General features: G+C 46.9%; 10 protein-coding genes. 3 read left to right on the forward strand and 7 right to left on the reverse strand.

All coding sequences use genetic code 11. The features are described 5' to 3' along the window. Positions 1-7: 7 nt before the first annotated feature. The 6 genes from phnE to ACRRS0_RS06910 all read right to left on the reverse strand — a co-directional run bounded on the left by phnE (position 8) and on the right by ACRRS0_RS06910 (position 6,522). Entirely contained in the window at positions 8-796 is a 789-nt protein-coding gene (gene phnE / locus ACRRS0_RS06885) for a phosphonate ABC transporter, permease protein PhnE (RefSeq protein ID WP_432453937.1), read from the reverse strand. Between the two features lie 68 nt (positions 797-864). Further along, the gene (gene phnD / locus ACRRS0_RS06890) at positions 865-1,872 is read right to left on the reverse strand and encodes a phosphonate ABC transporter substrate-binding protein (RefSeq protein WP_432453936.1); all 1,008 of its coding nucleotides are present in this window, start codon (positions 1,870-1,872) and stop codon (positions 865-867) included. A 25-nt stretch (positions 1,873-1,897) separates the two neighbouring features. Then, complete coding sequence (gene phnC, locus ACRRS0_RS06895) at positions 1,898-2,722, reverse strand: phosphonate ABC transporter ATP-binding protein (RefSeq protein WP_432453935.1); 825 nt, start codon at positions 2,720-2,722, stop codon at positions 1,898-1,900. 524 nt (positions 2,723-3,246) lie between these two features. Continuing rightward, positions 3,247-4,113 (reverse strand): PhzF family phenazine biosynthesis protein, encoded by an 867-nt coding sequence (locus ACRRS0_RS06900; RefSeq protein WP_432453934.1) that lies wholly within the window; start codon positions 4,111-4,113, stop codon positions 3,247-3,249. 720 nt (positions 4,114-4,833) lie between these two features. Then, complete coding sequence (yidA, locus tag ACRRS0_RS06905) at positions 4,834-5,658, reverse strand: sugar-phosphatase (RefSeq protein ID WP_432453933.1); 825 nt, start codon at positions 5,656-5,658, stop codon at positions 4,834-4,836. 252 nt (positions 5,659-5,910) lie between these two features. Next, positions 5,911-6,522, reverse strand: a complete 612-nt coding sequence (locus ACRRS0_RS06910) for a cysteine hydrolase family protein (RefSeq protein WP_432453932.1) — start codon at positions 6,520-6,522, stop codon at positions 5,911-5,913. A 354-nt stretch (positions 6,523-6,876) separates the two neighbouring features. Here ACRRS0_RS06910 and ACRRS0_RS06915 point away from each other — a divergent pair, with 354 nt between their 5' ends. The 3 genes from ACRRS0_RS06915 to elbB all read left to right on the forward strand — a co-directional run bounded on the left by ACRRS0_RS06915 (position 6,877) and on the right by elbB (position 9,313). Further along, complete coding sequence (locus ACRRS0_RS06915) at positions 6,877-7,734, forward strand: LysR family transcriptional regulator (RefSeq protein WP_432453931.1); 858 nt, start codon at positions 6,877-6,879, stop codon at positions 7,732-7,734. Between the two features lie 82 nt (positions 7,735-7,816). Beyond that, complete coding sequence (gene leuE, locus ACRRS0_RS06920; protein WP_432453930.1) at positions 7,817-8,452, forward strand: leucine efflux protein LeuE; 636 nt, start codon at positions 7,817-7,819, stop codon at positions 8,450-8,452. Between the two features lie 210 nt (positions 8,453-8,662). After that, the gene (gene elbB, locus ACRRS0_RS06925; RefSeq protein WP_432453929.1) at positions 8,663-9,313 is read left to right on the forward strand and encodes an isoprenoid biosynthesis glyoxalase ElbB; all 651 of its coding nucleotides are present in this window, start codon (positions 8,663-8,665) and stop codon (positions 9,311-9,313) included. Between the two features lie 251 nt (positions 9,314-9,564). Here the strand turns inward: elbB and amt are convergent, their stop codons facing one another. Then, on the reverse strand, positions 9,565-12,648 hold the full coding sequence (amt, locus tag ACRRS0_RS06930) for an ammonium transporter (RefSeq protein ID WP_432453928.1): 3,084 nt from the start codon (positions 12,646-12,648) through the stop codon (positions 9,565-9,567). Between the last annotated feature and the right edge of the window lie 46 nt (positions 12,649-12,694).

The raw sequence follows: 12,694 nt of genomic DNA on the forward strand, positions 1-12,694 counted from the left end.
GACTCGACTAAATAAACAGTTTACGGATCCGTTGGGAAACAAAATCCAACAGGCTTACTGTGACCACGATGATCAGCATTACCGCGCAGGTTTGAGGAAACATAAAGCCACGAATGCTCTCCCATAAGATCACGCCGATGCCGCCCGCACCCACCATGCCCACGACTGTGGCCGATCGCACATTAGACTCGAAGCGATACAAGGAGAAGGAGATCCATAGTGGGAGCACTTGTGGGATCACGCCATAAACAATTTCTTCGAGTTTATTGGCACCAGTGGCGCGCACCCCTTCTACTTGGCCTGGATCAATCGCTTCAACGGCTTCCGAGAACAGCTTGGCTAACACGCCGGTGGTGTGAATGAATAATGCCATTACGCCAGCAAAGGGGCCCAAGCCCACAGTCACCACAAACAACATGGCAAAAACCATTTCGTTAATCGCTCGGGCGGCATCCATTAGCCGACGCATGGCTAGACAAACCGATGTTGGGACCATGTTTTCGGCGCACATTAAACCGAAGGGCACTGCTAAAATGATTGAGAACAGGGTGCCCCAAATGGCGATATGTAGGGTAATCAGCATTTCTTCGAGGTAGTAGCTGAGGTCACTAAAATCGGGCGGAAAGAAGTCACTGGCTAGCTCGGCCATATTGCCCGCGTCGTTATATAGCTTCATTGGTGCAATTTCAGCACCTTGCCAGCTCCAGCTGAGGCCTGCCAGCACTAGGGCCCAAATTGACAAGGTAAGCCAAGACGGGCGCGCGGATTGATCGGTGAGCATCGCATCGAGTTTCATAAGCTTTCTCAAGATGTCTAGATAAGTTGCTGAAAGAGAAGCTGAGCCGAAGCTCAGCTTACAAGAGCCTATTGCGCCATTGCGGTAATCGCGTTTTGCTGGCGACTTAAATCGGCGAGTTGGGCGTCGATCACCGATAGTTCGGCGGCTTTTTCAGCTTTTGACAATTTGCTGTCATGCTCAAGCTTGAGGCGGTTTTTGAACAACACCAATTGGCGGATGGGTAATAGTTGCAAGTCGCTAGAGGCTTTGAAAGGAGCCCACTGTAGTGATCTGAGTACCGCGAGTTGCTTAGCATCACCCGATTTGCCGTAGTTCATGAAGAAGCTGTAAACTTTATCTTTAACGCTTTCGGGAAGGTTTTTTCGCCAAACGATGGGGTCTGATGGGATCAGTGGTGATTTCCAAATCACTTTTAATTGGGCGAACTTGTCGGGAGCGGTGACCTTCAAGCGGTCCATGTTTTCGGTATTTCCGGTGGCAACGTCAACTTGTTTTGCGGCGGCAGCTAAAGCGTTGGCTTCGTGGCCCGAATTCATGCTGCGTTTAAAATCTGCGACCGAAATGTTGTGTTCGGCAAAGACGTAGTAGGAGGGGACTAAGAAGCCAGAGGTGGAATTGGGATCGCCGTTGCCGAAGGTGAGTTCGCTACGATGAGCAATCACATCTTCTAAGTTATTCAAGGGGCTGTCTTTATGAGTGACTAAGACACTCCAGTAACCAGGGTTGCCGGTCACGTCGACGGTTTGCGCAAAAATTTCACCACCGGCACGGTCTACCGCTTCCATGGCTGATTTATTGCCGTACCAGGCTACGTCGACTTTATCAAACCGCATACCTTGAATGATACCAGCGTAATCAGGCGCAAAAAATGCCTTTATTTTATAACCAGTTTGTTGCTCCATGGCCTCTAGAAACGGGGTCCATGTAGTTTTTAAATTTTGCTGAGATTCGGTAGAAATGATCCCAAAATTGATAGTGTCCTGCGCTTTGTCAGCCGCTGACACGAGGGGGGAACCGAACGTTGCTGCGAGCATTGCGCTTGCAAAGGCGGTCTGCTTAATAAACTGTAACATGCCATCTATCTCCTTCATTTATGGATTAGGCCATCTGTGGCCATGGTTGTGGTACTGCGAGATCTTGTGCTTCGGTATTGCTGGGATCCAAGCTTGAGCCATACAAGGCTGCCAAGCTGGCTTCTGTTAAATTTTGGCTTGGACCGTCGTAAAAAATTTCGCCACGTTTTAAGGCGACAACTCTCGGGCAATAGCGTTTGGCGTAGTCAACCTGGTGTAAGGTCACCACCACCGCGATGCCTTCCTGTTGGTTAATATCGGTGAGGATTTCCATCACGATTCGTGATGATTCTGGGTCTAATGAGGCGATGGGCTCATCGGCCAAAATAATCTTGGCTTGCTGCATCAAGGCGCGGGCAATTGCCACTCGCTGTTGCTGACCACCAGAAAGCGTCGAAACACGTTGTTGGGCAAACTGCTCCAGACCGACACGTTTTAGCGCGACTAAAGCCTGTTGCTTTTGTGACGAGGTAAAACGCCCGCTGAGGCTGCGCCAAAGTGGGGTCGCACTAAGCGCTCCAATTAATACGTTGTGTAATACACTTAGGCGAGAGACCAGATTAAACTGCTGAAAGATGTAACCAGTTTGGCTACGGCTTTGCCGTACGGTTTTACAAAATTTACCATTCCGTTGCACTGGGGTGCCTAGAACTTCGATGTAACCCTGACTATTTTTATCGCTGGTGATTAAGCCATTGAGGTGACGTAGTAATGTCGATTTCCCTGAGCCAGAGGGACCAAGCAGGGCGACCATTTCACCTTGCTCAACACTCAGGTTAATATTCTGCAAAGCATGATTCGTCGCAAAGTGCTTATGGAGCTGTTTTACGGCGATGACTTGTTTGCTCATGACACAATCTCGTAGTTGGTTTGAGCATAAGTTAATCAACGAATGTGACAGTTAGCTTATCTAGACATGTCACTTGGGTGACGTATTTATGGCAATTGAGTGACTAAAAAAACATCAATGCGTTGCGAAGGTGGCGATAGCCGTCTTGTAAAGAGTAGGGGGACATGCTTTGTAAACTAAGTGTGGTGGGAATGGCGGAAATCTACAACCGATCCCATCAATGGATGCCTGAGATGTCAATGATTGCGCGGTGTTTGCCGCGAGCTGAAGGCCAATGCCAGAGCGGTCATCAAGCTGACTCCCCGCTTTTCGTTCAGCAACCAATATCCTCATTCTAATGTGTGACATCGCTTTGCTGGGGGGAGGCCGCGGCTTCTCAAACTAAGCCCTTGCACCGCAAGCCCAAAATGAAATCAAACCGAAAATACTAAGCCTGGGCCTATCGCTTTGCTGGCCCCTATTGACGCTATTGAGTTGCAACAGAGTATTGTGGAGGCGGAGGCTAAATACCTTCGGTTACTCGATTATACGGAGATTTGCTGTTGTCCAATCTGTTGCGCAAAACCACCCACCATCACTTTAGAGATATCTAATTGCTGGCGCTCGACTGAAGCCGTAATGATTGAAACACAGTTCATGACTCTACCTTGTTCAAAAGTAAAGTGATCGCTATGTTCATCGCGAAGATGTTTGGTTAAGTAACAGGCTAATGCACCACTAGCACTGCCCGTGGCGGATTCTTCTGCTATCCCAAATAAAGGCGCAAAATTACGACAACTCGCCGTTAGTTTGCTTGCTTTTTCGCACAGTTCAAAAGCATGCAGACCAACGAGATCATATTTTTTACAGAATTCACTGAGTAAATGTTGATTGACCTGAATTCTATCTAGATATCCCAATGGCACAGGAACGATAAGATCGTGTAAGCCGGTTGAAACGACCTCGATGGGTAGTTGAGTTGTTTCTAGAATTTTTACGTCAATTCCAATCAACTCTGAGACCTCCTGATAAGCAAATTCCTCGCGATATTCAGGTAGCTTCTGCTCCATCACTATATGACCATTCGACTCTATTGTCACCGTGAGTAAGCCTGCTTTTGTCCTCTGAACATATTGCCCCTCAGTGATGACTCCTTTTTGATGCATGATTGAGAATGCTGCTAAAGTTGCGTGTCCACAGAAATCAACTTCACCCGTTATAGTGAAAAAAGACAATTCAAAGTCGACTTCGTCATCTTGAGAAACAAAGGCCGTTTCTGAATAGCCAACGGCTTGCGCTATTTCTAGCTTTTCTTGATTCGACAGTTTATCGGCGTGCAATACTACGCCGGCAGGATTTCCTCCGCGTCCATTGGCCGTAAAGGAGTTAACCAAAAAAGCTTCAACATTCATAACTATTTGTGTCTCCGTATAAGATCTTACCCGTCATCTGATTTTTTTTGCGCAGTGGTGTTTTGCAGTCAAGTGGCAAAACGCAGCGCTGCAAAAGGGATCGATTGATAAACTATTGTACGCCCGGTATGGCATGAAGAAATGAGCGGAAAGTCCTTTTTAGGACGTTCACCGCTTGCTCTCAGTTTGAGAATTAAACGCTAAGGAGTCTTGAATGGCAAGGGCATTCTCTCCATCTGTGGATATTTCGGCGGGCGGCATTTCTTATAAATATCGAGCCCAAATGCTGCGCTATTGCGTCAGGTTTGAGATTAAAACGCATTAAAAATTGAAACAAATTCTTTAATTATTATTTTCATGCTTAAGGAGTACTTTGAATCGCGCGAATAACTGCCTGATGAGGCTATTCCCGTATTACAACTAGGCTGTTTTTCAGCTCTTCGTTGCTGAATACCTTCACTCAGCATTATAAGTGTCTCAGCAAGATAGCCCCTAAATTGATTGCTAAGTACTATGAATGTGGATGAATCGTGGCCACAAGGCATTGCAATCATATTGCATCTCATGGTTGGCGAGCCGCTTTGGTATTTTTCTTTATTGGTGAAAACCTCGTAAAGATAGTGAATCATGATACAAGCTTTCAACGCTCTAACAAACCTTGGGCAGGTATGCACTAGTGGCTACCTGCCCAGCTCATTTTGAATACAGCTAATCGCGGTCTTAGGCGCTTAGACTCTGCGCGGTGAGTACATGTTGCTCGATGGCCACCGCAACACCATCGTTTAAATTGCTGGGCGCGATATAGTCGGCAATGGCTTTGATATCGTCATCGGCATTGCCCATGGCAACGGCTAATCCGGCAAATTGCAGCATGTGACGATCGTTATCAGCGTCTCCGGCGCACATGACTTGCTTCGCATCTAGATCGAGTAGTGTTGCGAGATGAGCCACCCCGACCCCTTTGTTACTGTCTCGATGTAAAAACTCAAGAAAATGTGGGGCGCTACGAACCACAGTGTATTGCTGACGTAATTCGGAAGGCAAATTTGCAATGGCTTGGTCAAGAACCGTTTGCTCTGCCACAAACATGATCTTGGTTAAGGCTTCGTCATCGATTAAGTCTGCAAAGTCGACCTGGTTCACTTCGATACCATTAATTGACGATTCAAGATTGGTCCATGGATTGTGCTGTGGGGTGATTAATCCTTGGCGAGTAGAGAAAGCATGCATAAATACACCGAGTTTTTGAGCAATCGCGGTGAGCGCTTTTGCATCACTCCCTGTTAATGATGTGGTGTGCAAAACCTCACCATTGCCTACTCTCTGAACTAAAGAACCGTTGTATGAAATCACAAAGTCTTCGTTGCTGGTTAAGCCAAGTTGCTCTAAGTAGGGCTGGATCCCTGCTAGAGGACGTCCAGAGGCTAAAACAACTTTAGCGCCTGCTTGTTTGGCAGCTTGAATCGCCTGATAAGTACGTGGGGTGATTTTTTTCTCGTCATTGAGAAGCGTGCCATCCATATCTAGGGCGATAAGTTTAATCATATTTCGGCAGACCTTTAGTGAGTGTAATCGACAGACAGCTTGCATAGCTAAGGGCTAATACTGTCTAGGAGGGGGCAATTCTACACAAAATGGTGGATGATGTCTTAGTTTGTATTGCCTCTAGATGAGGGGGCGGTGGCTGTAGTCAAATGTTTATATTCAAATGATATTTAGTTAAATAGCCGCCCGTGCGAGGACTTGAACTCAGGGTTTTAAGTCCTCGCGTAGGCAGAGCTCGACCAAGTGATGACTTTATTCCGCAGCCTGCATCAGCTGCTGTAAGCTTTGTATTTTGGCATAACGGTCGCCTAGGGCTGCCATCGCCACTTGGTGGACCGTGTTTGCGGGTAAGCTTTGTCCATCTGCAGCACTCAAGGCTCGGGTGGCACAGGCATCGGCACAAATAAAGTTACTGTAGCCGAGTTCTAGCGCGGCAATGGTTGTAGCCGTGACGCACATATGGCTCATCAAGCCCGCGATCATCAGTTGGTTACGTCCGCTTTGCTTTAGCTGTGCTTGTAGTTCTGTGTGATAAAAACTATTGGGTAGACTTTTGATGATCACGGTTTCGCCCGCGAGCGGACGCAGCGAGTGGATCACCGCCGCTTGTTCACTTAGGGGGTTAAAGACAGCTGCATTGACGGTGGCGTGATGCAGTACATGAAAGATCGGCATTGCCTGTTGCCGCGCATAATTGAGTAACTTGGTCGCTTGAGAAATCGCCGCTTGTCCAGCACTGCCTAGCGCTAACTTACCGGTGATATATTCCTGTTGAAAATCGATGAGCAGCAACGCGCTTTGTGAACGATCAAATGGCGTGGGTGTCGCACCTGCGATGGAGAGTAGAGTGGTCGGTTTTGGCATGCGAATCTCTTTAGTGATGGGTGAGTAGGGCTTTAGCTTAAGCGAAGTAGGTTGAGAGGTAAGCGAGCAATTCTGCTCAAGGCCTATGCAAAATTAATCGTTGACTTGAAGCAGGGTCTAGCATGAGCGTATTTATCGAATGTTAAGTGGAGGGGAGTCAGGTTGCGCAAGCAAGATAGGCTTTAAAGCATTTCTAGTGGGCGGTGGGCTTGCAATTGCGCTCGATTGCTTTGTACACTTGGCTTGAACCTCAAAAGGGTATGGCGTAAGCATACTTGCAGCCCTTAATTTTGTAGGCTTTCCAAGTTGATGAACTCGAGTACCGCATACTCAAGTCGTGGCGGTAGAATAAATATGAATGGAATGAACTGGGACGATTTACGATTCTTCACGGCTTTGGTTGAATGTGGCACCGCGACGGCGGCTGCGAAGCGTTTGCAGGTGAATTATGCGACGGTGTCGCGGCGTATTGAACGCCTTGAAGATGCCTTGCAGCAGCGTCTGTTTGAGCGTCGTCAAGAGGGATTTATTGCAACCGTAGAAGGCCAATTACTTTATCAAAAAAGCTGCCAGATCCGTGACGACATCGACAGCCTAGCGCCGCACTTTGGTGTGGCAGCCCAGCAGCAAAAGAGCATTGTTTTATCGATGGTACCCGCTCTAGCCGAATACCTTGTTCTGCCTCACTTAAGCCAGTTACAGGGTCAATTTCCAGATTTAAAACTGGAAATTGAGTTATCCAATCGTAATGTGAGCATTCCTAAAAAAGAGGCTGACATTGCGCTGCGTTTAAGCCTTCCTGAGAGTGGCGATTATCTCTGTAAGAAGATTGGAATGCTGAATTATTGTTTATGCGGTAACGCTCAATGGTTGGATAAACTGAAACAAGCCGAACCGGTGAATGTTATTAGTTATGGCCCAAGTTTAAGCCATTTACCTGAGGCGGAATACTTGTTGAGACGCTTTGGTGTCGCGGCGATCAGATTGCAGACTAATTCACTGACCAGCCAGCGTATCGCGGCCGAACATGGTTATGGTATTGCTTTATTACCCAGCTGTTGTCTAGTTGGCAGCAATTTATTGCAGCTTCCTTTGTCTGAGCCCTTGCAGCGTGAGGTATGGATGCTTACTTCTCGGCAAAGCAGCCAAATGAGAGCGACTCGCAGGATCATCCGTGAATTAGAAAGCATGTTTGGCTCGTTTCCCTCGTGAGACGTCCTTGGATTTATTTTAAACCTTAGACGAGATGAGAATCTTGTCGTATCAAGTTATTCTGTGATAGCAAGGAGCTGGTATGTTTGAAAGTTACGGTGTGATTAATATATGGACTTATGTTGCAGGGCTGGTGTTTATTATTTTGGCTCCAGGTCCAAATTCTTTGTACGTGTTAAAAACCGGGGCGAGTTACGGGATTGCCTGTGGATATAGAGCCGCTGCAGGAGTCTTACTGGGCGATGCAATTCTAATCCTACTCTCCTATCTTGGGGTTGCTTCTTTGGTGCAAACCTCTCCGGTTTTGTTTACTGCGATCCGTTATTTAGGGGCTGCATACTTGCTGTATCTTGGCGTAACGTTGATCTACAGTAATTGGTTCGCGCCTAAAGAACGGCTCTCTTCAGCTAAACCCAAAACAGAAAAAGTTTTTCGGAAATCGCTCAGCTTGAGTTTAACCAACCCCAAAGCGTTACTGTTTTATGTGTCGTTTTTTATCCAGTTTATTGACTATAGCTACCATAGCACTTGGATTTCCTATTCCATATTAGCAAGCATTTTGGAGTTGTGTAGTTTAACTTATTTGAGTTTGTTGATTGTATTAGGCTGTCGCTTGACTCAGTATTTTCGCAATAATCAAGGCTTAGCTAAAATGGGGAATAGCGTGTTAGGGCTATTTTTCATGGGATTTGCGGCGAGGTTAGCTAGCTTACATTAAAGCGGGCTGGTTTAAGGAGCACCGCGTCGAAGTACTCATAGGATATGTCTGTTTGACTGGCGACGGGCAAATGACCGAGCAGCATATGATGGATATTCATTTAGCATCGCGCTGAGAAATCACGTGACGAGCTTTTGCATTGCCGCGAGCAGTGATAGAGATAAGGTATATACTCAGGCTACGATTGCATGGAATACAAGGACTTATATTATGAAAAAAGTGGCGGTGATACTCTCGGGCTGTGGTGTTTTTGATGGCGCAGAGTTGGGTGAATCGATACTAACGTTGTTACACATTACCAAGGCTGGAGCCAGTTATCAGTGCTTCGCACCGGATGTGATGCAACGACATACTATTAATCACCTCACGGGTGAAGATCAACAGCAAACTCGCAATGTATTGCTTGAATCTGCGAGAGTGGCTCGCGGTGATGTGAAGGCGGTTACTGAGTTAGTGGCCGAAGACTTTGACGCACTTATTATCCCCGGTGGTTTTGGGGCGGCAAAAAATTTATCTGACTTTGCTGTAAATGGTGTTGAGGCAAGTGTACAAGGAGATGTGCTTAAGGCTTGTAAAGCCTTTGCCGAAGCCAATAAACCTGCTGCTTATATGTGTATTGCTCCAGTGATGATCCCATTGGTCTATGGTCCGGGGGCTCAATTCACCATCGGCAATGATACCGATACAATTGCAGTTATTACCGAGCTTGGTGGCGAGCATATTGAATGTGCGGTGGCTGATATAGTGGTTGATCACTCGCACAAGTTGGTGAGTACACCGGCCTATATGTTGGCTCAAAATCTTGTCGAAGCTGAGCTTGGGATTGCCAAACTGGTGAATCAAGTATTAGCGATGAGCTAAATCGACCTTGGTGGCTATGCTTGGCCTACGAGAGAGTACAGGCAGAGGGATCACGCCTTGTGACATAGCTTGAGTGTGCAAGCGTTGTTGATTTTTTCTGCTTAGCCAAAGCCAACAATGATTAATCTGCTGCGCGCTAGGTGTTGAGTCACCGAGCCCAAGTGATGCTTGTTTCGAAAAACCAAAGAACCAGGATGATTACAACTGCTTGGCCTAAAGCTGAAGGATGTTTAGCGTTCCTTTTTGCTGAGCTAGACCAAGTGAGCTGGTTTTTTGCTTGAGGAATTGTTGCTTGCGCCATTCTTCTCTAGTAAGTTGTCGAGTTCCTCGCCAGGCATCGGGTGATAAAAATAAAAGCCTTGGTACACATCGCAGCCATGACTGTGTAAGAACGCCAGTTGTGATTCGGTTTCCACGCCTTCTGCCACGGTACTTAAGTCTAGGTTGTTGGCCAAGTTGATAATGGTCGAGCAGATTTGTCCATCTTCGACGGTGCTGGCGCATTCGTCGACAAAGGAACGATCAATTTTGAGTACATCAATGGGCAGTCGTTTCAGGTAGTTGAGCGAAGAATAACCAGTGCCAAAATCGTCGACAGAAATTTGAATGTTCAGTTTTTTTAAAGCCGACATCACTTCGATACAACGTTCTATATCGGTGAGAAGTACCCCCTCGGTGATTTCAAATTCTAAGGCAGAACCATCGAGGCCATGTTGTTGAAGGGCATGACTGGCATACGCTTCTAAGCGGCCAGAGACCAAATGTCTACCTGATATATTCACCGATACCGGCACCGTTGCGAAGCCAGCAGTGCGCCAAGCTTGTAGTTGCTGGCATACCTTGGCGATGGCAAATTCACCGAGGGTGATCACGAGCTCTGAATCCTCAGCCAATGGGATAAATTCGCTAGGTGAGATTTGACCTTCTTGCGGATGAGACCAGCGCATTAGTGCCTCTAAGCCCACGATTTGCTTATCAGCGGTGACCTTTGGTTGATAAACGATGCGAAATTGTTCTCCAGCCTTCAGACCTTTTTTCATCTCTTGTTCATAATCGAAATTACGGGCGGTTTTACTCGCCATCTCGGCCTCAAAGACTTGGTAGTTGTCGCGGCCTCGTTGTTTGGCGTAGTACATGGCGATGTCGGCATGTTGGATGAGTTGTTCTGCGCTGGTGGTTGTTAAATTGGCCTGTGCGATACCAATGCTGGTGGCAATGTTAATCACCCGTCCATCTAACTTCACTGGTTGACGCATTAAGCTAAGAATGGCGTTGGCTTTAGTGTGTGCCAATTCCATGGTGACGGAATCGGTGAATAAGACCACAAATTCATCTCCCCCCCAGCGGGCAATGACATCAGAGGTGCGGGTGACATCAATCAGACGTTTTGCAACTTCACAGAGTAATTGGTCGCCAGCTTTGTGGCCGAGGGTATCGTTAATTTTTTTAAAGCGGTCCAGATCCATGAAAAATAGTACCACCTGGCTTGGCTGGTGCTCGTGGCGCTGAGCGGCTTGAACCAGTGACTCCATTAAATAGGTCCGATTATATAAGCCGGTGAGAGGATCGCTATAGGCCAGTTGACGTAGCTTGTCTTGCAACTTGAGTTGCCGAGTGACATCGCGAATATGTAGCGTAAATTCATTCTCGGTATTGCTATTAAAGTTGGCTCCAGTGATGGATATTTCTGCTGGAAACTCATGATCTGAGTTGCGGGTTAAAGTAAGCGAATTTCGACGATGGCGTAGCAAGCCCTGTGAGCTTGAGAAGCGATGGGCTAAGCTTTTTCTTACTTCGTCTTGATTCTTTGGTAGCACGAATAAATTGATGAAGTTTTTATGCACGACTTGTGGTTTTAAAAAGCCAAAGGTCCTTTCGGCTGCGGGATTAAACTCGATGATTTTGCCACTTAGATCAACCGTCACGATACTGTCCATAGAGGAGTCGAGGATAGCGCTCTTGCGTTTTTCACTGGCTTTAAAACTGTTAATGGCGTCATCACGCTTGTTGATTTCGGCGCTGACTCGCTCAATCACTCGATTGTATTGATTGGCAATTTGCCCCACCTCGGTAAAAGGTTCAACGGGGACTGGCGTGGAAAACATACCTTGCTGCTGCTGTCGTTCCATAGAATTGAGTAGGTCGATTAGCTCGGTAGAGGCGCGGTGTTCGGAGACGTTCATGCCTTGCAATTCATCTTTAGCTGAAACTCGTAGTGGTAGAAAACGATTGACTAACAGCAGTAGTATAAAACTAAGTCCTAAGCTGTAGACTCCAATGCTGATCACGCCAACAAGTTGCGCGAACAGTTGCTGTGAGCGGCTGAGTTCGGTGCCTATCAGTTGTAAGTCCCCGAATAGCGCCACCGCTAAGGTGCCCCAAATACCGGCAAATAAATGCGCGGGAACAACCCCTAGCGCATCGTCGATTTTCAGTTTTTCTAGCCAAATTGTGCCGAAATATAAAATCAAGCCAGCAACAATCCCGATCAACATCGCCGACTTGCTAGACATCACATGACAACCGGCTGTAATCGATACTAAGCCAGCAATTACGCCATTCATAATAAAGCCTACATCGAAGAAGCGTTGAGCGCGATAATGGCATAGCGAACTGACTAAGCCGCCGCCTACGGCAGCTAAACAGGTATTTAGAATGATTTTGGGGACATGCTCGTTCATTATCAAAGTGCTACCGCCATTGAAACCAAACCAGCCAAGCCACAGTAGTAAGGTGCCCAGAACCGACATCGGCAGGTTATTTCCAACAGGCATTGTTTGATTAGAATCGAAGCGGCCGAGGCGTGGGCCAATGATAATAATGGCTGCGAGTGCAACGTAGCCGCCTACTGAATGCACCACAGTGGAGCCTGCAAAGTCGACAAATCCAATTTGTTCTAGCCAACCTTGGTTTCCGGCTATATAGGCCGAAGACCAAGCCCAATGTCCGGCGATGGGATAGATCACCGCGCTGAGTACCACCGAAATAGATAAGTAGCCAATAAAAGACATTCGTTCGGCCACCGCACCGGAGAGTAGCGTTGCGGCGGTACCACAGAACATGGTTTGAAAAAGAAAGAAACTGATTTGGTAGGGGCTTTGGGTGTCGCCAAAGAAAAACTCACTACTGCCGAGTAGGCCATAGCTAGTGTCGCCAAACATCAGTGCAAAGCCGAAGATCCAGTAAATTAGGGAGGCGATGATGAAATCAGCAATGTTTTTGGCGGCGACGTTAATGCTGTTTTTACTGCGGATTTTTCCTGTCTCTAAACATAAAAAACCAGCTTGCATGATAAAGACTAAGAACGAGGCGATTAATAACCAAGAATATTCCATTGTTTCTCCCTGTTACTCCTTGGCCAGCACAATTCCTTTTTGAAGA

This window comes from Agarivorans sp. QJM3NY_29 (assembly GCF_050870835.2).
In the GTDB taxonomy this organism is placed as follows: domain Bacteria; phylum Pseudomonadota; class Gammaproteobacteria; order Enterobacterales; family Celerinatantimonadaceae; genus Agarivorans.

Coding starts and splice junctions, on each gene's coding strand:
- phnC (WP_432453935.1), bottom strand. CDS start 2,722: ATGAGCAAACAAGTCATCGCCGTAAAACAGCTCCATAAGCACTTTGCG.
- phnD (WP_432453936.1), bottom strand. CDS start 1,872: ATGTTACAGTTTATTAAGCAGACCGCCTTTGCAAGCGCAATGCTCGCA.
- ACRRS0_RS06910 (WP_432453932.1), bottom strand. CDS start 6,522: ATGCCAAAACCGACCACTCTACTCTCCATCGCAGGTGCGACACCCACG.
- amt (WP_432453928.1), bottom strand. CDS start 12,648: ATGGAATATTCTTGGTTATTAATCGCCTCGTTCTTAGTCTTTATCATG.
- yidA (WP_432453933.1), bottom strand. CDS start 5,658: ATGATTAAACTTATCGCCCTAGATATGGATGGCACGCTTCTCAATGAC.
- leuE (WP_432453930.1), top strand. CDS start 7,817: ATGTTTGAAAGTTACGGTGTGATTAATATATGGACTTATGTTGCAGGG.
- ACRRS0_RS06915 (WP_432453931.1), top strand. CDS start 6,877: ATGAATGGAATGAACTGGGACGATTTACGATTCTTCACGGCTTTGGTT.
- ACRRS0_RS06900 (WP_432453934.1), bottom strand. CDS start 4,113: ATGAATGTTGAAGCTTTTTTGGTTAACTCCTTTACGGCCAATGGACGC.
- phnE (WP_432453937.1), bottom strand. CDS start 796: ATGAAACTCGATGCGATGCTCACCGATCAATCCGCGCGCCCGTCTTGG.
- elbB (WP_432453929.1), top strand. CDS start 8,663: ATGAAAAAAGTGGCGGTGATACTCTCGGGCTGTGGTGTTTTTGATGGC.